Source organism: Dolichospermum sp. FACHB-1250, assembly GCF_014696335.1.
In the GTDB taxonomy this organism is placed as follows: Bacteria; Cyanobacteriota; Cyanobacteriia; order Cyanobacteriales; family Nostocaceae; genus Dolichospermum; species Dolichospermum planctonicum.
In genome coordinates this window covers 1-24618 of sequence record NZ_JACJPZ010000042.1, presented here as the reverse complement: position 1 = coordinate 24618, position 24618 = coordinate 1, and the positions used below count along the sequence as shown (strand labels likewise).

At 36.0% G+C, this 24618-nt stretch carries 17 protein-coding genes; 10 read left to right on the top strand and 7 right to left on the bottom strand.

Features of this window, described 5'->3' with window-relative positions:
• Positions 1 to 120 precede the first annotated feature (120 nt).
• The gene (locus tag H6F39_RS14985) at positions 121 to 1221 is read right to left on the bottom strand and encodes a T3SS effector HopA1 family protein (RefSeq protein ID WP_137908690.1); all 1101 of its coding nucleotides are present in this window, start codon (positions 1219 to 1221) and stop codon (positions 121 to 123) included.
• 65 nt (positions 1222 to 1286) lie between these two features.
• Entirely contained in the window at positions 1287 to 2525 is a 1239-nt protein-coding gene (locus tag H6F39_RS14980) for a phosphotransferase (protein ID WP_137908689.1), read from the bottom strand.
• Positions 2526 to 3138: 613 nt separating this feature from the next.
• Between H6F39_RS14980 and H6F39_RS14975 the strand changes: the two genes are divergently transcribed.
• The gene (locus H6F39_RS14975) at positions 3139 to 4470 is read left to right on the top strand and encodes an ATP-binding protein (RefSeq protein WP_370539397.1); all 1332 of its coding nucleotides are present in this window, start codon (positions 3139 to 3141) and stop codon (positions 4468 to 4470) included.
• 65 nt (positions 4471 to 4535) lie between these two features.
• Positions 4536 to 5852 carry a tellurite resistance TerB C-terminal domain-containing protein gene (locus H6F39_RS14970; RefSeq protein ID WP_137908687.1) on the top strand — a complete coding sequence of 439 codons (1317 nt, stop codon included), beginning with the start codon at positions 4536 to 4538 and terminating at the stop codon, positions 5850 to 5852.
• 310 nt (positions 5853 to 6162) lie between these two features.
• Here H6F39_RS14970 and H6F39_RS14965 read toward each other — a convergent pair whose 3' ends face one another.
• A complete protein-coding gene (locus tag H6F39_RS14965; protein WP_190396946.1) occupies positions 6163 to 8304 on the bottom strand; it encodes a recombinase family protein in 2142 nt (713 codons plus the stop codon).
• A 58-nt stretch (positions 8305 to 8362) separates the two neighbouring features.
• On the opposite strand from H6F39_RS14965, the gene H6F39_RS14960 reads away from it, so the two are divergent.
• The 4 genes from H6F39_RS14960 to H6F39_RS14945 all read left to right on the top strand — a co-directional run bounded on the left by H6F39_RS14960 (position 8363) and on the right by H6F39_RS14945 (position 13299).
• Positions 8363 to 9676: a proton extrusion protein PcxA gene (locus tag H6F39_RS14960; RefSeq protein WP_190372188.1), complete on the top strand. Its 1314-nt coding sequence runs from the start codon at positions 8363 to 8365 to the stop codon at positions 9674 to 9676.
• Positions 9669 to 10901 carry a murein transglycosylase A gene (locus tag H6F39_RS14955; protein WP_190396945.1) on the top strand — a complete coding sequence of 411 codons (1233 nt, stop codon included), beginning with the start codon at positions 9669 to 9671 and terminating at the stop codon, positions 10899 to 10901. The genes H6F39_RS14960 and H6F39_RS14955 overlap by 8 nt, the downstream gene beginning before the upstream one ends.
• 205 nt (positions 10902 to 11106) lie before the next feature.
• Entirely contained in the window at positions 11107 to 11922 is an 816-nt protein-coding gene (locus H6F39_RS14950) for an RnfABCDGE type electron transport complex subunit D (protein ID WP_137908701.1), read from the top strand.
• A gap of 9 nt (positions 11923 to 11931) precedes the next feature.
• Positions 11932 to 13299, top strand: coding sequence for a DUF2330 domain-containing protein (locus H6F39_RS14945; protein ID WP_137908684.1), 1368 nt, complete (start codon positions 11932 to 11934; stop codon positions 13297 to 13299).
• A 74-nt stretch (positions 13300 to 13373) separates the two neighbouring features.
• Here the strand turns inward: H6F39_RS14945 and H6F39_RS14940 are convergent, their stop codons facing one another.
• Entirely contained in the window at positions 13374 to 13892 is a 519-nt protein-coding gene (locus tag H6F39_RS14940) for a DUF29 family protein (protein ID WP_190396944.1), read from the bottom strand.
• Between the two features lie 133 nt (positions 13893 to 14025).
• A complete protein-coding gene (locus H6F39_RS14935) occupies positions 14026 to 15393 on the bottom strand; it encodes a hypothetical protein (protein WP_190396943.1) in 1368 nt (455 codons plus the stop codon).
• 167 nt (positions 15394 to 15560) lie between these two features.
• Here H6F39_RS14935 and H6F39_RS14930 point away from each other — a divergent pair, with 167 nt between their 5' ends.
• Complete coding sequence (locus H6F39_RS14930) at positions 15561 to 17069, top strand: UbiD family decarboxylase (protein WP_137908681.1); 1509 nt, start codon at positions 15561 to 15563, stop codon at positions 17067 to 17069.
• Between the two features lie 41 nt (positions 17070 to 17110).
• Here the strand turns inward: H6F39_RS14930 and H6F39_RS14925 are convergent, their stop codons facing one another.
• Together H6F39_RS14925 and petE are read right to left on the bottom strand one after the other, a co-directional pair.
• Positions 17111 to 17992, bottom strand: a complete 882-nt coding sequence (locus H6F39_RS14925; protein ID WP_190372184.1) for a TauD/TfdA family dioxygenase — start codon at positions 17990 to 17992, stop codon at positions 17111 to 17113.
• A 141-nt stretch (positions 17993 to 18133) separates the two neighbouring features.
• Entirely contained in the window at positions 18134 to 18553 is a 420-nt protein-coding gene (gene petE / locus H6F39_RS14920; RefSeq protein WP_137908679.1) for a plastocyanin, read from the bottom strand.
• Between the two features lie 253 nt (positions 18554 to 18806).
• On the opposite strand from petE, the gene H6F39_RS14915 reads away from it, so the two are divergent.
• The 3 genes from H6F39_RS14915 to leuC all read left to right on the top strand — a co-directional run bounded on the left by H6F39_RS14915 (position 18807) and on the right by leuC (position 24354).
• Positions 18807 to 19388: a Uma2 family endonuclease gene (locus H6F39_RS14915; RefSeq protein ID WP_190396942.1), complete on the top strand. Its 582-nt coding sequence runs from the start codon at positions 18807 to 18809 to the stop codon at positions 19386 to 19388.
• A gap of 68 nt (positions 19389 to 19456) precedes the next feature.
• Complete coding sequence (locus H6F39_RS14910; protein WP_190396941.1) at positions 19457 to 22792, top strand: Eco57I restriction-modification methylase domain-containing protein; 3336 nt, start codon at positions 19457 to 19459, stop codon at positions 22790 to 22792.
• Between the two features lie 158 nt (positions 22793 to 22950).
• Entirely contained in the window at positions 22951 to 24354 is a 1404-nt protein-coding gene (leuC, locus tag H6F39_RS14905; protein WP_190396940.1) for a 3-isopropylmalate dehydratase large subunit, read from the top strand.
• Positions 24355 to 24618 lie beyond the last annotated feature (264 nt).

Genomic DNA, 24618 nt, shown 5'->3' with positions numbered 1-24618 from the left:
CTAAAATTAAATCTGCTACAATAAATAATTATAATCCTGATCAACCATAGAGAATAATAAATTTCACAAATTTATCATTCTTGATCTGCGTTAATCTGCGGTTAATTATTCTTGATACAATCAGCTTAAAGGCTGATAAATATCTTCAGAAGCAGGGTTAAGATAGGGATGGTGCATATCAATTAAATTTTGTGCAAAGTGTTGATTAATGATTTCTATTCTTTCCTCAAGAGCATTTTTACCTTTTTGCCAAGATTCTAATAAAGCATTGGCGACAATTTGACAACGGTTCATACCAAAACTTTCTTGAGGGGCAAATTTTTGATTTTGATATGGTTCTTCTGCTAACCCTAATCCTGGTGCTAGGAATTTAGTAAATAGGGGAATTTCTGGCTGAAAATAAGCTTGATGTTCTTGATAAATCTCTTGAAGAATATTCCTAATTGTGGGGTAATTTTGGCGTGCAAAATGCAGGACACCTGCATCATAACGCCCATAGACAGCGGGATTATAAAGAACATGAAAACTAAAGCAAATAGCTGCATTATTTAATGCTTGTGTTAAGCTTTCCATGAAAATGATTGCTCCGGCTGATGTAAAATTAAAGTAAATTCGTCCTACTCCTAAATCATTATTTTGTCTATCTTGGTTTGCCATTCCCAAGTTACTTACTGCTACATAACAGCCATTTTGCAGGCGATTTTTAGGCATCCATATTGATATTAATTTACCAATTTTAGAGGACTTCCTTGGAGATTTTAGATGACAGTCTGGTTCAATATATAGTGTTAAACCATCTTTTTTAACGGCCATACTGCCATCAGGTTCGATTCTCAAAATCTGCCAATTGGGTTCATAATGGCCTGTACCATGATTACTATGATGTAGTTGTTCATAGAAATCTATATCTACACCTAAACTGTTATTTTCTGAGAAATTTAGCTGAGATTGGCAATCATTATGAGTATTATTAGATGCTAAAACTGTTTGCAGTGAACCATTATAATAAATACCATAGAGAAAATTTCTGAGAAGTATGTTCAAATACTTGTGTTTTAAAGAAGATGAGTTTTGTTGAAACCTATTTGCTATATTAGCGGGTAAAGCAAAAGGTTGATAATTGGGGTGGTAAATACAGAAATTAGGTTGAATCTGGATATTACTGGCAATATCGAATAATGAATTTACAATTTGATTGTGATTATTAGAATCATCGAGCATTAACTGTCTTTGCACCTCAAACTTTAGAAAAGTATATCTGTAAACAAAAGAAAAGATGAATATTACTAACAACCGCGTAGGCGAGTTTTTTCGTAATAAAGACGGACTAATTTTTGTTCCTTATGGGGTTGAGGGAGTTTTTGAATTCTGGCTAAAGATTTAAAAATTTCGGATTCGGATATCCCCAAAATAGTTAATACTGATTGCTCAGGAATAGTCAAAAGACTTTTAGCAACTTCGAGCCTACATAAGTCCCTATTATCAAAGGATTTTTGGCATTGAATTATGTTTTGAATTTGTTGAATTAATGCTAAACCTGCAAACTTAATTACCCGGACAATAAAGTCCTGATGATATTCTAAAATCATGGGGAAAGCATGAAGATAAGCCCGGATTAAAGCTAGGATTGAAGGTTGTAATACCTCTAGAGGAATCATGGCTAAATTCAAAGATTCTTCTAACTCTAATGTTGGATCTACTATTAAACTGGATAACCAAATTCTTAAATAACTTGCTAATAGAGTTCCTAAATCAAAAGCTGGATCTCCCCAACCACAAGCTTCCCAATCAATTAATCTGATTAAACAATTATCTAGTTGTTGCGATCGAGAATGAACCAAAATATTGTTTAATTGTAAATCGTTGTGAGTTAAACAACATGATTGCCATTGATATGCTAAATCAGCAATAGCAAATTCTAAAGTTTCGTAACGTTGATAAAGAAGATGAAATTGTAACGCTTCAGTGGGAATTATACCAAATGTTTCTGGATTTATTGATGGGAGTCCTTGAACGGGATTGTAAAAATTATAGCGAAATTGTCCTGCGGGAGCAGTGGACATAAAATCACGATACTCAAGTTTATTGAACGTGGCTCGGTGTAACCCTGCTAACGTAGTACCAATCGCGCTGGCAATCTCTGTGGGAAAGATACTACTGTGTTGATAAAATCTTTCTAGTTCCACATATTCGCTTAAATAGCTACGCACAAGGATAGAATTTTCCTGATCAAAGTGTAGTAATGATGATGCGATCGCACCAACATTACCAATTACTGGAAATTTTTCTAATAACTGGTGAAATAGCCACTCATTAAAGAGTTCATGAGAACTAAAATCATGATTAATTTTTCGTTCTTGTTTAATCAGCAGTTGGCGATTATCTGCCAGCATTACCAGTAAATTCCAATTTTTATGGTTATTTTCTGGCAATACAGACTTATCTACATTGCCATCATCAGGGCTACATAGCCCTGCCTGTTGTAGGTATTGGATCACATTTTGAGAAGATAGTGATGATAACATGAATTATTTCCTAGTTATTTAAATGGACAAAGAATTCCTGCGATCAAGATTGGGATAACTGTAGCAGTTTTTCGTTAATACTAAAAATGTCCGAACTATTGCTACTATCTACTAATATCCCATCTGTGCTATAAAGACCTGCCAAAATGGCAATATTAGCTATTTTTGCTTTCAAGTCTACGGAAGAAACTATAAAATATTTACAATGTCTGTAGTAGAGCTTTGCAGCTTGAATAATAACATGACTATTCCCTAAACAATTGGTAATACATATCCAGGAAAAACAACGGTTACTTACAGTTGTTAGTAGTCCATATTTTCTGTATATATGTTAGCAATTTATCCTACTGGTAACAAGTATTAGTTTACTGTAATATCCTACTTTCTACTTTAATATACAAATGGTTATACTTTTCCTCCTGTAAGCATAAGTTTTGTATCGTGATTGATGAGTATTTTAACTTACTTTTAAAACCGGGGGACTAGAAGCCCATGCCACAAAATGGGATAATTTATTTTTTTGAGATTCCCTTAGTCCTGATTTTATTTACGTAGTATACTTAAATTCATTGTCAGAGACAATTTACCCATTTGATTGATGGATCATCTAGCAATGCTGACCGCAAATACTACATCTTATACAGCAGTTCAATTTCTGCAACGCCAAGCCGCCTCCCTTTTACTGTACCAATCTGTACTACAAGGCGACGTAGGCAAAAGTTTTCTGAACTTATTACAAACCATCCGTTACACTGATGCAGACGGGCGGGATTGCCTGCAAGCCTACGGTATTTATTTCCAAGCTTTAACCAGCGGTCATCAAACTTGGGAAGAATACCTAATTAAGCAAATTCTGATGGCGGATAATGCTTTTAGTAAATTGGCACAACAGCAGGAATTTAGCAAATTACCTCCAGCTTTAGTAGCTGCTGTCCGTCATGATTTACAAGTATTACAAAGTTTGTATGAATGTAACAGTGCAGTGTTAAGCGAGTGGGTGCAAATTGCCACTCATTTACCCATTTCCCCTGTGGTCTGGTATCGAGAACCGGAAACAGTAGGCATAGAAACGGATATAATGGCATTTATTTCCCATTTAGAAAATTGGGGTGATGCTGTAGAAGATTTAGCTGCTTATTATGGGCAACATGGTAGCGGTTTATTTGCTCAATACCATGCTTTTCGTTGGCAAAATGGTCAGCTAGTGGGCATTGTTTATGCGGATACAGTGAGACTGTCTACCTTGGTAGGTTACGAATGGCAAAAAGATGCTTTAGTGAAAAATACAGAGTTTTTATTGTCAGGAGAAACAGCACTGCACGTATTACTTTATGGTAGTCGTGGTTCGGGCAAATCTTCTTTAGTCAAAGCCTTATTAAATGAGTATAGTCATAGAAAGCTGCGGTTAATAGAAGTCTCTAAGTCAGAATTACCAGATTTACCGAAAATTGTCGAACAGTTGCGGGGAGTTCCCCAGAAATTCATTATCTTTGTCGATGATCTATCCTTCGAAGAAGAAGATGATGCCTTTAAAATGATGAAAGTAGTTTTAGAAGGAAATGTAACTGCTAGACCAGAAAATGTAGTTGTATATGCTACCTCTAACCGTCGGCATTTAATCCGGGAATTTTTCACGGATAGACCAGCGCCCAAGGATAACAATGAAGTTCATGGATGGGATACAATGGAGGAAAAGTTGTCTTTTAGCGATCGCTTTGGTCTCACATTAACCTTTGAAGCAGCAGATCAAAAAACCTATTTACAAATTGTCCAGCACCTAGCAGAAAACATCAGTATTGCTCCCGAAGATTTAGAATATAAAGCTTTACAATGGGCAACTCGTCATCATGGACGTTCAGGTAGAACAGCAAGACAGTTTATTGACTTTTTAAAAGCAGATTTAGCTGTATTTGGTGAAAATAAAAATCTAATTACAGAGTTATGATCAAGGTTTCCAATCATCCAATCTCAGCAAAATTATAACTGTATATTTACAAACCAAGAGGAATAATGACTTTAATTACTAATCATGCTCACAATTTGACTACACTAAGACCTCGCAAAATGCCACCAGCAATAGTGAGTCATCAAGTCGTACTAGCAATAGCTGCTTTTAGTGTAAGTTTTGGTTTAATTCTTGTCCCCAACTGGGATTTTTCTAAAGCTTTTCTCTCCGGTATAATAACAGTTTTAGCAACATATTCAGCCGCATTTCTTGTTGATAAACGCCGACGAACTGATGAATTGAAGATAGTTGGTTCTTTGCAGAGACGTATTCGGGATTTGGAAGCATTAAAATCCCGCATTTTCAGAGAAATAGCGCAATTAGAAGAATATAAAACTTTATTGTATACAGAAACTCAACAACTAGAAAACCAAATTGGAGATTGTCGTAATCAAAGGGATAGTTTACATCGAGATATAGGTACATTTGCTGCTCAAAAGAAGCAAATTGAATCTGAAGTTCATAATCTTAAAAATGAATTTAATGACTTAGAAAATAGTCATATAGAACTGAATAATAGTTACAATAATCTGAGTATAGAAAAGCGAAGATTAGAACTGAATTGTAACGTATCTCGCGCGGAAATCAACCAAATACAAACTCAAATTGATACATTCAAACAAGAAAAAAAAGAACTAGAAAATGATCTAATTTTGCTAGAAAGACTCAAACCGCAACTAGAGGAAAAACTTTATGAACTGCGAATAGAATTTCAAAATCGAGAGATGGAGATTAACCAACAAAACGATTTACTAACACAAATAACCACAAGCAGAAATAATCTAGAAAATAGCATCAATACTTTACAAATCAAGACATTAGAACAACAATCTGAAATCAATCAATTGCAAAATCAAATTTCCCTATTACAAGAGGAAAGGGATTTATTACAAAATCAAATTTGGGAATTAATCCAAGTGGAAACAATTAATTCTAATTCGGAAACATTACCCGATAATCAAGACAATAATGTAGAGTTATTTCCCTTTGATGAATTACTGCAACCATTAGATATAGATATAATTGATACGGAACATGATCACCCAAACAATTTACCCACAGCATGGGATAATTTACTAGAAAATCTGCCAGCTGATGAAATCCAAGTCTTAAAAGCTATATTGGAGAAAGATAACCCCCAAGAGACTATTAAACAAATCGCTGAAGCTAATATTACCACGCCTAATCTCTTAATTGATGCTATCAATGAAATCGCTAATAAAACCATTGGTAAATCAATCATTGAAACCAATACCGAAATTCCCGAAATTATTGAAGAACACTTACTAAATGTCAAAACAATGATTAGCAAATATTCATAAATCTGAAATTAAGTGAATTAGAATTAATTCATGGTGCTAATTTTAACTCTACGACTGCGGGTAAAGATAGCAGTTTAGAGGATAATAATGCAGCAAAATTTAGCTTGTAAATTTGATTTCAATATATTTCAATATTTTTAAATTAAACCTAATAAACTCTGTATACACAAATAAAACAAAAATAAGTATAAAACAAGGATACGATTAAAAATACAGAGGTTGCTGGTACGCTAATTATGGTATTATAGGACTTGGGGAGGATAGGTTAGTATTTCGGTATTTTATCGTAAAAATGTGATGTTTTAATTATTTACACCACTTCACAAGCATAAATCAAAGGTAACAAAAGTCCTATTTGCTCCTGTCCATTTACAGCTAAATCACTGTGACACAAATAGAGTTTATCAGACACACGCGCCAGTAAATCGGCGATAATTCTTTGTAATCTTTGTTCTTCGGCTAATTGTTCATCTGCTGCTGTCCAAGGTTTTCCTAGTCTATGCTGTAAAAATAAATTAGCACCAAATAAACTAGCCGCGCCACCTTTTGCCCACAGGGGTGAACCAATATCTAACCAAAAATGCCAGCGGTGATTTTTTTTACTAGCGCGGTATTGAAAGATAGTCGCTAAAGTTACAGTTTTTCTATTGTTACCGATAGAACGCACCGGATAAGGATTTGCAGTAATTGTTCCTCGTTGCAGCAGTTGAATAAATTCTGCAATAGTCATGCTAAGTGTTTCTGGCGTATGCAGTGAAAGTAATAGGGAATCGGTTTCTTTTAAACGAGTATCTATTTCCCAATAATGTTGAGCAGTTTCTATTAGTTCTCTTAATGCTGCTAACTCCTGATATGAAGGATTTTTATCCTTACACACAAAGTCTTGAATGGCTTTGTATAAGAGAAAAATGGGAGTGAGGAGAAGTCGCCGGTGATATTGCTCCCGCTGTTGGACAATCCATTGTAATATTTGTTCATAAGCCTGAGTCGCAATATAACCAATTCTATCCCAACGTTCAAAGGTTTTCACTGATAATAAATCGGGTGTGTGGGGGTGGGGAACAAAACAATAATCTGCTATTAACCCAGCCCGCACCGGATCTATTCTAGAATGATGAAATTCTTTTTCCTCCCCGTCTGGAGTTTGATATTGACTTAAAACAACTAACATTTCCGCCACAGCGTCCCTATCTACTAAACGCCCCAAACCAGGATAAACTAGAGCTATTAAGGTCAGTAAAGCTCTCACAACCGAGGAACTAATTAATGGGCGTTGTTCATTAAGTGATTCTACTGCAATATTTTGTTTAGTTAATATTTCTACTAAGGTATAACGAGCGATCGCATCTAGTCCCGGTGCAATAATTGCTACTTCATCTGCCCCTACTTCCCCGGATTTCACCCCATGAATTATTATCTGGGCTATTTGACGTAATAGCTGGGCGCGGGAAGTGGTTTGCATAGGCTGTACAGAACTTGGTAAACTCAACATTGTCATGGGCTGTGTTACCAATTCTACCATTTGATCAGTGAGAAAATATCCCAAACTATGGGGATGTGGTTTAGTTAAATTCTCTACTTGACAATATTTAGTTAATCTGGATAAATACTGAGGATCAGCCCCCAAACCCCAGCGCACCGCCCCGTCACAATTGTAGCTAAATGCTCCCACAGTGCCAGTATTTAACAAAAATTCAAATAAATTAGCAGCGATCGCCGGATAATCATCCACATCATCTGCTATGATACCCTGATAACGTTGCTTGAGATGCTGCTGATAGTCACCATGAGTTAATAATTTCTGGTTATATAGCTCGGTAATTAGCCCATAAGTCAATAAACCCCGTTCCAAACACCAATTTCGCCAATTTAGTAGTAAAGAACCCAAAAATTCCGGTTCTAAATTGATAGAATTATCTGCTATACCACTGTGCAATATTTGGGGAATATGTTCACAGGATACACCGCCATAAGCTGCTAATTGCCATAAATCCAGTATTCGTCTAACTAAACGATGCTCATTTATACCGACACGCCGCAAAATATCTGAGTTTAAATGGGAACTCCAGAGTTTTGTCGCTAATTCTTGTTCCGTTTCTGGATGTAATCTGACCGGAAATTGTGCTTTTATTGACAATAAATCAATTAATAATGGCCAAAATAAAATTACCTCATCTTGAAAAAACCCCAAGGCTGTTTTGACGCGAATAGGATGTTTTCCCAAGGTCAAAGTAGTAACTCTATCAGCTAATTCTCGTCTGTTGTCATCATTAGCAGCTAGTAATAAAATACCTAGTTCTCTTTGGTGTAAATTTGCAGTTGGATTTATAGGGTTGTCAAATAAATTGGACAACTTACTGTCTTTCATTTGCAACCAAGCACTAAACTGGTTTAGCAAGCGAGTAGTTTTACCACTGCGACTAGTACCAAAAATCCAAATAGAAGAAACCATATCTTTTAGGTTAATTTAAGTTTAATAGTTTAGTAGATAATGCCAGATCATGGTCTCAATGAAAAATACTGTGTTTAAACAAAAAATATACCCTTTTTTACTAGCTGCTTACAGATGGTATCTACTGACACCAGAGCGTTCTTTAGAAGCAGCTTATCAAGCAGCTATAAAAATCCAGGGAATTGAAGAAAAACATTTCCATGGTAACAAAATAGATTCCGAGTCTACCACCTACAGTAGTAGTGTCATGGATTATTTTGAGACAGATTTGCAAAAGTTATTAAAAACGGTACAAATGCGGCTGACGGAGTTTAAAGCGAGTCAGTGGTTGGCTAATGAATCTAAGCAAAAAGCCGCCATGAAAGTGGGTATAGAATATACTAGCCCAGCATTAATTTTAGAGAAACTAGAATTTATTGACCAAGTTACTTCTAAATACAATAATAATGATATATACAAAAATTATGAAAATCCCAATTCTCAACCGGTTAAAGTCCCCGCAGATTTAGTTAATTCTCAAGCATTCACACCCAAAACACCAAGTAAATTTAACCAAAATATCAGAAAAGGAAAAGCTAATACTACAGGAATTTTACCCCGCTCAATTTTCAATACTATCACTCGACTACAAGTAGAATTAGATCCGGGTTCTGAGCAGGACGTAGTTAGAAATTTTCGTCAAGCACAAAAAAGAAGTATTATCTCCATTCGCTTTATACTGCTACTTATTATCGTTCCTCTCCTGACTCATCAAGTTTCCAAAGCTGTAATTGTTGGACCATTAGTAGAACATTTCCGCAATGCAGAAAAAGTGGAAGTTTTCTTAAATGCAGAAATGGAAGAAGAAGGATTATTAAAATTACAAAGGTTTGAAGAAAGAATTAAATTTGAAGCATTAATTAGTAATGCACCTCCTCTGGGATCTGAAGAATTAGAAAAGAAGATCAAAGAGAAAGCAGAGGAAGTAAAAGAGGAATTTCGTCAAGAAAGTGATAATGCAATTAAAAATGTATTTGCTGATATTTGTGCGGTAATTAGTTTCACAGTGTTGTTACTAATTAGTAAATCTGATATTGCTGTACTCAAAGAATTTATTGATAACGTAGTCTATGGTTTAAGTGATAGTGCTAAAGCATTTATTATCATTTTATTTACCGATGTTTTTGTTGGGTTTCACTCTCCCCACGGTTGGGAAGTGCTTTTAGAAGGGATATCACGACATTGGGGATTAGCGGCTAATCGTGATTTTATTTTCTTATTTATTGCCACATTTCCCGTGATTTTAGATACTATATTCAAATATTGGATTTTCCGGTATTTAAATCGAATTTCACCTTCTGCGGTTGCTACCTACCATAACATGAATGAATAGCCAGCATTTTGCCAATATTACTATTAGTTTACCTGTATTTATGGCCAGTTTAATTGTGGGGATAAAACCACTCCCCAATCAAGAACTTAGTCCCCCCGAATGTCGGTTAGCAAAATGGAATTTACCACCGTTAGTAAATTCAGAGCCAAATAAGTTACCTGTACTTGTTCCTAGAGTACCAGTTACTTGCTGTCAAGAGGATATTTCCTGTTTAGATCAAGCAACTTATGATGATAAAAAAGCATTATTACAGTCTATAGATTATAGCCTGAAATATTTGCAAACAGAACAGGCGATTATGGCTTATCAAAAATCGGAAATTACTAGAGAAAGAGTTGATCAAAGTTTGCAAAGATTTCGTCAATTGTTGATTTCCACAAAATCGGCTCAAGAACTACACGCAGCTATCGAAAAAGAATTTGTTTTTTATCAATCTGTAGGGAGAGATAATAAAGGAACGGTTTTATTTACCGCTTATTATGAACCTGTATATTTAGCCAGTCGTCAACCAACAAAAGAGTTTCGTTATCCTGTTTATCGCTATCCCGCTGATTTAGAATCTTGGGCTAAACCCCATCCTACTAGATTAGAATTAGAAGGTGCAGATGGTTTACAAGGTGGAAAGGGAAAATTAAAAGGATTAGAATTATTTTGGTTGAGAAATCGTCTTGAACCTTATATGATTCAAATTCAAGGTTCAGCCAAACTTAAATTAACAGATGGAACACAAACAACCATAGGCTATGCTGGTGATACAGCTTATAATTATAGAAGTTTAGGAAGGTCGTTAGTTGATGATGGTAAATTACCTTTAGAAGGGTTAAATATGCCAATTATCCTCGACTATTTCCGCAAATATCCCCAGGATTTGAATATTTATATTCCGCGCGATCGCAGTTTTGTATTTTTTCGAGAAACCTACGGAAAACCAGCCCAAGGTTCTATTAGTGTACCACTAACTCCAGAGCGTTCTATTGCTACAGATAAATCATTAATGCCTCCAGGGGCTTTAGCATTAATTCGCGCTCCTTTTCCCTATATTAATAATAGTAATAAAATCGAATATCGGCTGGTGAGTCGTTACGTTTTAGATCAAGATACAGGGGGCGCAATTAAAGGAGCAGGGAGGGTAGATTACTTTTTAGGAACAGGTGAAGCTGCGGGAGAAAGAGCGGGGGTGACAGTCAGCAATGGACAATTATTTTATCTATTATTAAAACCGTAATTTTTAGATTCCCGACTTCTACAGGACTTACGCAAAATATCCCTCCCCCCCATTTCTCTGTGTTCTGCGTCCCTGGAGTGGTTCGTTGATTCCATATCCCCTGTATAAATCCCGTTTGTTACAAAAACTGTAACAACAACCTAATTTATGACAACAGTGATTTAAACTAGAAGAAAAGCTGTGAGTAATCAGTGGAATGAAGATGATATTATTCAAAGATGTTCGAGATTATCAAATTCTGTTTCTGAGTTTATTTCTGATTTTAGGCGTTTTCACGCGAGACTGGACATTACATCCAGAATTTATTGGTGTAGCGATCGCTTCCTGCATAATAACACAAATTATCTTTTCATTGATCACTAAATCCCAAAGCAGAATTTTACCAATTAATATTCGTAGTCCCCTCATTACCTCTTTGGGACTAAGTTTATTATTACGGGTTGATCATTGGCCAACCATGGCCTTAGCTGGATTTGCAGCCATAGCAAGTAAATTTATCTTTCAATATGGGGAAAAGCATTTTTTTAATCCTGCTAATTTTGGCATTATTGCTGTTCTTAGCTTCACTAATGATGCTTGGGTTTCCCCAGGACAATGGGGGGAAGAATGGTGGTACGCGCTATTATTTGCAGGGACTGGAGGAATGATTTTACAGCGCGTTGGTCGTTGGGACACTACCGCTGCTTTTCTAGGTGCTTATTCCCTCTTAGCAGCCGTGAGAAATATTTGGTTAGGTTGGACATGGGATGTTTATTTTCATCATTTAATGAGTGGATCTTTAGTGTTATTTTCTCTGTTTATGGTAACAGATCCTCGTTCAATTCCCAACGCCCGTATTAGTAGAATAATCTGGGCGGTATGTATTGCTTTATTAACGTTTATTTTGCGGAATTATTTCTTTCTCTCTACCGCTGTTTTTTGGGCTTTATTTGCCCTTGCACCCTTGACTATTTTATTAGATAAATCTTGGTTTAGCCCTAGATTTTCTTGGTGGAATAAAGCAGAATTGAAAATTAATTAAGGCATCAAAATGAAAAGACTTCGCCTATTTATGCCCTTAGTATCTGCACTTTTAGCAGTGCTGTGTTTCGCGCCTACAGCTTGGGCTTTTTGTGGGTTTTATGTGGCTAAAGCCGATACAAAACTCTATAACCAAGCTTCTCAAGTCATACTTGCTAGAGACGGAAATCGCACGGTTTTAACCATGGCTAACGATTTTCAAGGTGATGTTAAAGATTTTGCGATTGTTGTTCCTGTTCCCACAGTATTACAAAAAGAACAAGTTCGTGTAGCTGAACCAAAAATTATTGAAAGATTAGATGCTTTTAGCGCCCCAAGATTAGTAGAATATTTTGATTCTGACCCCTGCGCCCCAGTTTATAAAATAAACGAGATGCGACCAATGCAAAACGCAGCCAGATCAGATAGTAGTACGAATAAAGATAGCAGTTTGGGTGTAACTGTTGAAGCCAAATTTAATGTTGGTGAATATGATATTGTTATCCTCAGTGCTAAAGAATCTGGTGGCTTAGAAACTTGGTTAAATCGCAATAATTATAAAATTCCTCAAGGTGCAAAGGAATTACTCAAACCCTACATTCGTTCGGCAATGAAATTCTTTGTGGCTAAAGTCAATTTAGATAAATTTGCCGAATCAGGTTATCAATTCCTGCGTCCTTTACAAATTTCCTACGAATCACGGAAATTTATGTTACCCATTCGTTTAGGAATGGTTAACGCTACCAAAGAACAGGATTTAATCATTTATATTCTCTCACCTAAAGGCCAGGCAGAAATTACTAATTATCGCACGGTTAAAGTTCCTTCAGATGTGAATATTCCCGTGTTTGTGAAAAATCAATTTGGTGATTTTTATAAATCCATGTTCCAAAATTCCTACACCAAAGAAGATAAAAAAGTCGGATTTTTAGAATATGCTTGGGATATGAGTACTTGTGATCCTTGTGCTGCTGAACCACTCAATAATGAAGAATTAAAACAAGCCGGTGTTTTTTGGTTGAATGATAATAGTGATAGTAATAGCCCCATAGCTCCGGGTTTTCGTTCTCGTTTTCCCAGTAGTAGTGTTTTCATTACTCGCTTGCACGTCCGCTATACTAGAAATAAATTTCCTGAAGATTTGATCTTTCAAGAAACTGCTCAAAGAGACTCTTTTCAAGGACGTTATATTTTACAACACCCATTCACAGGTAAGGTTAAATGTAGTGCAGGGAGAAGATATAAAAGTTCTTTAAGACGGAGATTTGAACAAGAAGCTCAAAATCTAGCTAGACTTACCAACTGGAATATTCAAGATATTCGCCAAAAAATGAAATTATCTATGGGAAATATCTCTAATTCTTGGTGGGATAATTTCTTATCTTGGCTAAGGTTGTAAATTTAGATGTCAGGTGACTTTACTTACGTTACCTGACAATACCTGACAATTGATAATAAAGTCGGGAATATTAATCATCTTTTCCCTAATTTCCAATCTTCACCACCAGGTAACTGAGTTAAATAATCATCAATCACTGCTGGTAATTCCTTGATTGAGTAATTATATGTCAAGTTTAACAGAATTTGAGATTGATTGATAATCTGCATTTTATCAACCATTTCTGTTAGTTGAAATGGACTATAAATACCATTCATTACTTCATCACTGGCTTCTCGAATAGCTTCTTCAAATTCATCTTCTAATATTAACTGCCACTCATTTATCTTAATATAGTAAGAGGTTTTATTATCTTGCAGATTGATTTTTTTGATTTCTCTAATTGAACTGCGAATTGCATTTGACCAGGAATTAGTTAATCGGTTTTCTACATGATTTTTAATTAAATTAATCATCAATCTTACTAAAAAAGATTGAATGTTTCTGAAAATCGCTTGTCTACCCATTCCCTCTAACTCATCTACAATAGCTAAAGCGTCACTGTAACGCTGTTCTAAAATACTATTTCTGAGGTCTATTAATTCCTGTGTCATTGCTTTATTAACCTCACAGTCACAATACAGTCACAATACATTCACAATATTTATTGATGATAACATACATTAGACAAATATTAACCTTATATTCCTTCTGATTCGGGTTGGCTATGAGATTCTATAAGATCAATTAACTAACTGCTAATGACTTTTTACTGTAATATTCTGTTTGCGGATAAACGCTAATAATGGTATTTCCAATTTCGTAAAATGTTCCTTTTTGTTCATGTTTGGAAAATTGCAAATGGGGATATTTAGCAGCTAATTCCTCAGCAGTCATGGCTTTAGCTGTGATTTTATTGGGTAAATGTCCTGTGACACCAATATAAAATACTAAGGAAGAAATATTTTGTTGATAAATTTGCTCAACAACTGCTACCAATTTTTTATAAGCTGTTGTCATTGCTGTAATTAAGTCTTCTTTATTGACTAATTTACCATCATGTTTAGCAGATAATAACAAGGCTAAACTGTCATCACCGACTTGATTGAGAATTTCCCCTATTTTCCCATTGATTTTAATTCCCAAAAAGTCATCAAAAATCGGTTTCATCAAATCATCAACTTTAGTTAGTTTCATTCTCCTAGTAATGGCTTTTTGTCGGAAAGCGATATTTTGATTTAAACCCATTTCTAAGGTTGGTTTAGCAAATATCTCTCCAGTTTCTTGGTCATAAACTTCATATCTCCTCCCTAAAAATTGGTTAGCAGCATATAATTTACTCAAGTTGAGAATATCCTGATTACCAAAATCAATTTTATAACTAGTATGAGTCTCAATTGTATTTGCATATTCTTGAGTTGTCGGGAAGTTCAAATACAGGTTTTTTGACAAATAATTTTGTTTTAATTCCTCTATTTGATCACTGACAAATACATCAGATTGATGGCGTAAATAAGCAGATAGAATACTGGTAAGAACTTTGATTTCTGCTACTTGATTAAACAACCCATCAAGATTACCAAAATTGATATTAACGGGAACTAATGGTAAATTATCTAACCTAATTGTATACTCACAATTGAAATCAAATTTATCAGCAGTAATTACATCTTTAGCTTGCAATAAATCAAATACTTTCTTGTTACTGATTTTGATATTTAAACTGGAAACGTGAAGTTTTCCATCTTTAACAATGGTATAATTATTAAAATTATCCAAGTCATTAGCCAGCAACCCCCCAACTTCGATAATATCTCTATTATCCTCAACTTTTACCAGCTTAACTTTCCGCCTTACCAACATATTAATAGTAGCAGTATTGCGATTTATAGCAAATACACCCATTTGCACAAAATCACCACCATGGATATCTTGAGTTTCTAAATAAGGAGTAATCAAATCACCGTTAATATCCCTTATACCCCTGACTCTCTTAATACCAGTTCTTTGATAATCTTCCTTTAAATTATGTAAATTTAAAATGATATTTTGACGATATGCTGATAAAATTTGGATAAGTTCTAACAGGGAAATCTTGTTATTTAACTTCAACATAAAACCCCCTAACTTTTATCAATTAAAAACCGGATTTCTCTCTTTGCGTCTGTGCGTGAGCAAAATCCCTCTTTTCCTCAATATAGTATATTTGTACTAAAAAGTCAACTTATCCAAATCAAGACTAAGATAAAAATAGCTTTACACTTCTTCATAAAAACAAAACCATGGCGCGAGATTTACGGGGATTCATAAAAATTCTAGAAGAAAGAGGACAATTAAAGCGAATTTCGGCTTTAGTTGACCCAGATATGGAAATTGCGGAAATTTCCAACCGTATGCTGCAAAAAGGTGGTCCAGGGTTACTGTTTGAAAACGTCAAAGGCGCGTCTTTTCCCGTTGCGGTCAATTTAATGGGGACTGTGGAAAGGATATGCTGGGCTATGAACATGGAAAAACCAGAGGAGTTGGAAACCCTGGGAAAGAAGTTGAGTATGCTTCAGCAACCCAAACCACCAAAAAAGATTTCCCAAGCCATAGATTTTGGTAAGGTGTTATTTGACGTGGTGAAAGCCAAACCGGGACGGGACTTTTTTCCCCCTTGTCAACAGGTGGTAATTCAAGGCCAGGATTTAGACTTAAATAAGTTACCTTTAATACGTCCTTATCCGGGAGATGCCGGAAAGATTATTACGCTAGGATTGGTAATTACTAAGGATTGTGAGACGGGAATCCCCAATGTAGGGGTGTATCGTTTACAGCTACAATCTCATCATACAATGACCGTACATTGGTTATCAGTACGGGGAGGGGCGAGACACTTGCGCAAAGCCGCAGAACGTGGTAAAAAGTTAGAGGTAGCGATCGCTCTGGGTGTAGATCCTTTAATCATTATGGCTGCGGCCACACCCATTCCTGTGGATTTATCAGAGTGGTTATTTGCTGGATTGTACGGCGGTTCTGGGGTCAATTTAGCCCGGTGTAAAACTGTAGATTTGGAAGTTCCCGCAGATTCCGAGTTTGTCTTGGAAGGGACAATTACACCGGGGGAAGTTTTACCTGATGGACCATTTGGCGACCACATGGGATATTATGGCGGTGTGGAAGATTCCCCTTTGGTGCGGTTTCAGTGTATGACACACCGCAAAGACCCAGTTTATCTTACCACCTTTAGCGGACTGCCACCAAAAGAAGAAGCAATGATGGCGATCGCTCTGAATCGGATTTACACCCCGATTTTACGCCAACAGGTATCAGAAATAGTTGATTTCTTCCTACCCATGGAAGCCTTGAGTTATAAAGCTGCGATTATCTCCATAGACAAAGCTTATCCTGGACAAGCACGACGGGCGGCTTTAGCGTTTTGGAGTGCGTTACCACAATTTACATACACGAAATTTGTGATTGTTGTTGATAAGGATATCAATGTTAGAGATCCTCGTCAAGTGGTTTGGGCAATTAGTTCTAAAGTAGATCCTACCAGAGATGTATTTATTTTACCTAATACTCCCTTTGATACCTTAGATTTTGCCAGTGAAAAACTCGGTTTAGGTGGGAGAATGGGTATAGATGCCACTACAAAAATCCCTCCAGAAACCGAACATGAATGGGGTTCACCCTTAAAGTCAGATCCTCGTGTAGCCGCCATGGTGGAAAGACGTTGGCAAGAATACGGTTTAGCTGATTTACAATTAGGAGAGGTTGACCCTAACTTGTTTGGTTATGATATGAAGTAATACCTAAACTTTCCCTTCTTTGTCAGAAGGGGAGTATTATTTTAAAATTGAAAATTTGGAGAACATAACCGGATATAAATCTCTCTTGTTTCATCCTTAAAAGACCTTCTACCGTGCATTATTCTTGTATTATCAATCATTAAAATATCTCCTTTTTTCCAGTCAATATTGGTAGTAATTCTCTCAGCAATTCCATTTAATTCATCCATAAGTTCATCAGGAATTTCTGAATCATCATCAAACTTCAGAACATCAGGATTTAACTGCATTGCTGGTAAAAGGCTATTAATAAAAACCTGATATTTTCCACATCTGCTAGGAATAACTACTCGACAAATATATTCAAAGAGAATTGATTGATCTTCATATATAGTCAGGTGTGTATCATTCGTTTTACACATCTGTTCTAATTCATTAATATCATCAATTTTATATTTTTTTTGCCACTGTTCTTTATTCATTTTCGCAGTAAACTTTAGCCGCTTTTGACTGAATAATTCTTGAGTTGAATGACTGAGTTCTGCAAAAAATTGTCTACCATCACAAACCGTTGTTTCACCATTTTTTGCAGCGGGATTAGCACAAAAAAACCACAACATCAAGGGAATATTCTTTTGATAGTACATTTCTCCATGTAATTTAATCTCTGTTTGGAAATCATTAACACTTAAAATGGTCTTATCATCATTAATTACCCTTCTATTAAAAGCACCACCTGCATAATCTAAAAAATTATTGCTGAATAAATTACTAAATTCTTTAAATATTTCAGTATCAGCAGTAAATCCTCTAAATAGTAAAACTCCATATTCTTTAAATAGACTAATAATTTCTTCTCTGTCTATTTCCAAAATACTTTTATCGTCTTGGCTAATAATTTGCTGTCCGATTTTTTCAGAAATTGGCTGTGTAATTAAATTCATATTAAATAAAAAACTTTGATCTAAAAGTCAACTAATTTTTATCTACAATAATTATAAAAGTATTTTTGTGTCTTGATTGTCTATTATCAGGATTGCTTTTACCATCCCCGTTAATATACAGGGATGGTTTGTAGCTACATATTAGCCTTCAACAATGATGTGACCAACCATGCCAGCACCACGGTGGGGTTCACAATAGAAGGTATAATCACCAGGAGTAGCGTCAGCAGGAATAACCGTGGTTTCGGTTTGTCCAGGACTCATTAATAACTTCTTGTGGGACAAAGATTTTGCTAAAGTAGCACTTTTATCAGGATTCTTGTTAGCATCAAAGACAACGTTGTGGGGAGGAACTTTGTTGTTCTTCCATTCAATTGTATCACCGGGCTTAACAGTCAATTTCTTGGGTTCAAAAGCCAACGCACCTTTATCAGTACCCAGCTTAACTGTATATGTTTCCGCAGATGCAGTGGGGGTAAACACAGCAAAGCTACCAAAAATTACAATAACTGTCAACACAGCTAGGCTCAAACGTCGCAAAGTTGCTGCTATAGATTTCATACTTCTGTCCTCGGAAATAATTTTTATTGTTCTCATCCCATTTTAAATACAATTAACGCCAAATATGACAACTTGTCATAGATTTATTTTTGTTAATCATCATCAGCAGCCATATTTTGGAGATCGGACAGCGGTAAGATGTTTGTAAGTCAGACTTTATGAGTCCGCTTACCTGCTGCGAATTTATATTCTCAAAGATAGAATTAGATTAAATACAAGTGAACATAAACACCTCAAAGTGATTAAAGCCGCTATGCAAAGTACAGAAACAAATCTAGAATTGCGTTTGTGGACGGTGGAAGAATATCACCGCATGAATGAAGCGGGTATTTTTGCCCCAGATGAACGAGTGGAACTTTTAAATGGGAGAATTATTTGGATGATTGCAAAAGGAACAGCGCACCGTTCAGCAGTGGTAAGAACAGACTATTTATTCAAAAAAAGATTAGAAAATCGTGCTTGGGTATCTAGTCAAGAACCTGTAAAGTTAAATAATAGGTCTGAACCAGAACCGGATATTTCCGTCGTGAAAATTGATCCTTTGGACTATGCAGATCATCATCCTACACCATCAGAAGTTTATTTAATTATTGAGGTTGCCGATAGTAGTTTAAAATTAGATTGTGAAACTAAGGCTAAAGCTTACTCTTTAGCAGGGATTAAAGATTATTGGGTACTAGATGTGGTAAAACGTGAATTACACATTTTTAGAAACCCAACTCAGAATGGTTATGAAAGTGAGATAATTATTGGGGAAGATGGAATAGTCTCAGCTTTAGAGTTTCCTGATTTACAAATTCGTTTATCTGATATGTTACCCCCTTGTCAAAAATGATGACCCAAATACCCGGATTCTTGAAAGTGTGGAATCTACATGATGATATATATTGAGAAATTAAAGTTATGAGTCAACAACTTTCTAAAGCTTTATTCCAGAAAAAGTCATTAAAAAATGCTTTGGTTAAGTTTAAATTTCCTTCAGATTTAGAACAACGTCACCAAATTATCATCAAATGGGTTGAGGCTTTAAATTCAGGTACTCTTAACCAAGTCAAAGAGATTTCTTTACATGGTGATTTTCTCAAAGATATCTTTCAAAATGTCTTAGGTTACTCTTCCATTATTACAGGTGGTGGTAAAGTTTGGGAAATTCACGCAGAACAAACTATAGCTGACGGTGGGGGTTCTGCTGATGCTGCTGTGGGCTTTTTTACCGCAACAGAAAATAACAAAGGAAAGGTAAAATTACAGGGTAAAGTTGTTGCACCAATTGAATTAAAAGGGACAAAAGATGATTTAGATAGACCCGCATCTGGGAGAAAAGAATCCGCTGTTGATCAGGGTTGGCGCTATGCTAATTATACTCCTGATTGTCATTGGATTATCGTTTCTAATTATCGAGAATTACGATTATATCATACTAATAAAACTCCCGCTTATTATGAACAGTTTTTATTAACTAATTTAGCGGATTTTGAAGAATTTAAAAGATTTTATTTACTGCTTTGTCGAGAAAACTTTTTACCAATTAAAGATATATCTACCATTGACAGGTTGTTAGTAACTTCTGAAGAAGCACAAGAGGACATTACTAAACAACTTTATGAAGAATATAAACAAGTTAGACTAAATATAGTTAAAGATTTCCGGTTTCGTTTTGGTAGTAAATTGCATATTCCTAACCGTGATCAAGTATTAATTGAGAAAGCACAAAAAACATTAGACAGAATTTTATTTATTGCTTTTTGTGAAGATAGGGGATTATTACCGGAAAAGACAATTAGCAAAGCCTATAATAACAAAGATATTTATCATCCTCGACCAATTTGGGAAAATTATAAGGCCGTTTTTCGTTGGGTTGACCAAGGTAATGAAGATCCCCCAATTCCCGGTTATAATGGTGGTTTATTTCAACATGATCCGATTTTAGATCAACTATTAGATATTCCTGATTCTTTGTGTGGTCAACTGCAACAATTAACCCGTTTTGATTTTGATTCGGAAGTTTCCGTAGATATTTTAGGACGAATTTTTGAGCAGTCAATTACAGATTTAGAAGAATTAAAAGCTGATGTTGCTAAACAGGAATTTGATAAAAAACAGGGTAAACGGAAAAAATTAGGCGTATTTTATACTCCCGCTTATATTACTCAATATATTGTTGAAGTTGCAATTGGTGGATATTTACAAAAACGCGAAGATGAATTAAGACAACGGTTAAAAATAGGAGAGTTTATAGATACAGCAGAAAATCAAAAACGGGAAATTGAATTTTGGCAAAGTTACCGAGATGAGGTATTAGTAAAAACGCGAGTTCTTGACCCTGCTTGTGGTTCTGGTGCGTTTTTAATTGCTGCTTTTGATTATTTTGCAGGTCAATATCAACGAGTTAATGATAATTTGCGATTTTTAAAATATGAGACTTTAGAAAATATTGAATTAGATAAGACTATTCTTAGTAATAATCTATTTGGGGTTGATTTATCTCCTGAGTCGGTAGAAATTACTAAGTTATCTTTGTGGTTAAAAACCGCAACTCAGGGAAAAACTCTAACTTATTTGGATGATAATATTAAAATCGGTAATTCCATCATTAATGATGCAAAAATCACAGATTTACCATTTAATTGGGAAAGTGAATTTTCTCAAATCTTTGCTGACGGTGGTTTTGATGTTGTTATTGGAAATCCTCCCTATATTCGTCAGGAGTTATTATCACCATTTAAACCTTATTTACAGGAAAATTATCAAACTTATGACGGAGTTGCAGATATTTATATTTATTTCTATGAAAAAGGTTTAAATCTGCTTAAACCAGCAGGAATTATTTCTTATATTGTCACTAATAAATGGTTACGTTCTGGTTATGGTGAATCTTTGCGACGGTTTTTTTGTCAGTCCAGTGTGTTTGAACAAATTATTGATTTTGGACACGCACCAATTTTTGAAGACGCGGATACATTTCCCTGTATTATTGCTGCGAGGAAATCTGAAGTTTCAAATACAGACAATGAGAATAAATCAGTTTTAGTTTGTGCTGTTCCTCGTGGGGAGTTGAAAAATATTAACCTCATTCAATATGTGCAAAATCCAGAAAACAGTTTTACTATTCCTTGGTCGCGGTTTTCTGCTCATGCTTGGAGTTTAGAACCTCCTGCGGTTGATGATTTAATGCGGAAAATTCAACGGGTAGGAGTTCCCTTAAAGGAGTTTGCTGGAGTTAAACCGATATGTGGAATAAAAACAGGTTTTAATGAAGCTTTTTTAATAGATAATGCTACTAGGAACAAGTTAATTCAAGCTGACCCAAAATGTGCAGAGATTATTAAGCCTTATTTAAGAGGTCAGGATATTAGTAGATGGGTTGCAGATTATCAAAATTTATGGATTATATTACTTAAGTCTAGTAGTGATTTTACATGGTTATGGAGTCAAGATCAACATACAGCAGAAGAAAATTTTAACCTCCATTTCCCGTCCTTATATGAACACCTAAAACAATTTGAAGATAAACTCTGTAAGCGTTCAGATAAAGGTCATTACTGGTGGGAATTACGATCATGTGCTTTTTATGAAAAATTTGAACAAGCAAAGATATTTATACAAGGAATTGCATTTCATTCAAGGTTTAGCTTTGACACTGATTCAATGTACAGCAATAATGCAGTTTCTATATTACCTACCTCTGATTTATGGGTATTAGCTAGTCTAAATTCCCCCCTTATATGGTGGCATAATTGGAGATATTTACCACACATGAAAGATGAGGCTTTAAACCCTGTTGGTTATTTAATGGAAACCCTACCTATTGCCCAACCCACAGAAGAAACTCGCGCAGAAGTAGAAGCAATTGTCACCCGGTTAATTGAAATTACCAAACTCAACAGACAAGTTTATAAAGATGTTCTCGACTGGTTGCAAATAGAATACAAAATTGAGAAACTGGGCAATAAATTAGAAGATTTTGCTACTTTGGAATTTCCAGACTTTGTAGACGAAGTGAGAAAAAGAATGCCCAAACAAAAAAACGCCAAAAAATCTTCAGACCCTTTAAGTATACCAGCTTTTACAGCTTTACGTCAAGCATATAATGATTATGTTCCCGAAATTAACAGCCGCAAAAACGAAACTGTAAAATTAGAACAGCGTCTTTCTGATTTAATTAATCAAGCTTATCAACTCACAGCAGAAGAAATTGATTTAATGTGGAAAACAGCACCTCCAAGAATGCCTATTTGATTAAACATCATAGCGTTTACCCAGATATGTTTTGAAGCTTGTAAACGCGCCCTAAGTTCTGAAAAATTACCTAAAAAATTATCTAATTTTATAGGATCTTGAAGCAGTCTATTTTCTGATACAATCAAAAATTCGACTCCTTTAATATAAATTGATCTATGAGCAAGGGTACTCTATTTGACAAAGTTTGGGATTTACATACTGTTGGTACACTACCATCAGGATTAACACAACTATTTATTGGACTACATCTTATTCATGAAGTTACCAGTCCCCAGGCCTTTTCCATGCTGAAAGGAAGGGATTTAAAAGTATTATTTCCGCAGCGAACCATAGCCACAGTAGATCATATTGTTCCCACCGAAAACCAAGCCCGTCCCTTCGTGGATAACATGGCCGAGGAAATGATCCAAGCATTAGAAAAGAATTGTCAAGAACATGACATAACATTTTACAATATTGGTTCAGGGAATCAAGGTATAGTTCATGTCATTGCTCCCGAATTGGGACTAACTCAACCGGGCATGACCATCGCTTGCGGTGATAGTCATACGTCAAGTCATGGCGCGTTTGGAGCGATCGCTTTTGGTATAGGTACAAGCCAAGTTAGAGACGTTTTAGCCTCCCAAACCCTATCACTATCAAAATTAAAAGTCCGCAAAATCGAAGTTAACGGTAACTTAAAACCCGGAGTTTACGCCAAAGACGTAGTATTACATATTATCCGTACCCTAGGGGTTAAAGGAGGTGTAGGCTACGCTTATGAATTTGCTGGTACAACCTTTGCCCAAATGAACATGGAAGAAAGGATGACCGTTTGTAACATGGCCATCGAAGGTGGGGCGCGATGCGGATACGTCAACCCCGATGAAATTACTTATGATTATTTACAAAATAGAGACTTTGCCCCTAAAGGTGCAGACTGGGAAAAAGCCCTAAATTGGTGGCAATCCCTGAGTAGTAATCCCGATGCAGAATATGACGATATCGTAGTATTTAATGCCGAAGCTATCCCCCCCACAGTCACATGGGGAATTACACCCGGTCAAGGAATTGGCGTAGATGAAAAAATTCCCACAGCCGCAGAACTGCTAGAAGAAGACCGCTTAATAGCCGAAGAAGCATATTCTTACATGAATCTATATCCCGGACAACCCATCCAAGGAACAAAAATAGATGTTTGCTTCATAGGTAGCTGTACCAACGGACGTATAAGCGACCTAAGAGAAGCCGCCAAAATCGCCCAAGGTCGGCAAGTTGCTGCGGGAGTCAAAGCCTTTGTTGTCCCCGGTTCAGAAAGAGTCAAAAAAGAAGCCGAAGCCGAAGGACTAGATAAAATCTTTGTTAAAGCCGGTTTTGAATGGAGAGAACCAGGGTGTTCCATGTGTTTAGCCATGAACCCCGACAAACTCCAAGGGAGACAAATCAGCGCCTCCTCCTCCAACCGCAACTTCAAAGGTAGACAAGGATCATCCTCCGGTCGTACCTTACTCATGAGTCCGGCTATGGTAGCCACCGCCGCCATAAAAGGGGAAATTGCCGACGTACGGGCTTTATTATAAAATAAAAATCTTGTGGGGTGGGCATCTTGCCCGCCCAAACCAGAATTGAGTCCCAAAAAAATCTCTCTCAAACTCTGAAAAATCTTGTGGGGTGGGCATCTTGCCCGCCCAAACCAGAATTGAGTCCCAAAAAAATCTCTCTCAAACTCTGAAAAATCTTGTGGGGTGGGCATCTTGCCCGCCCAAACCAGAATTGAGTCCCAAAAAAATCTCTCTCAAACTCTGAAAAATCTTGTGGGGTGGGCATCCTGCCCGCCCAAACCA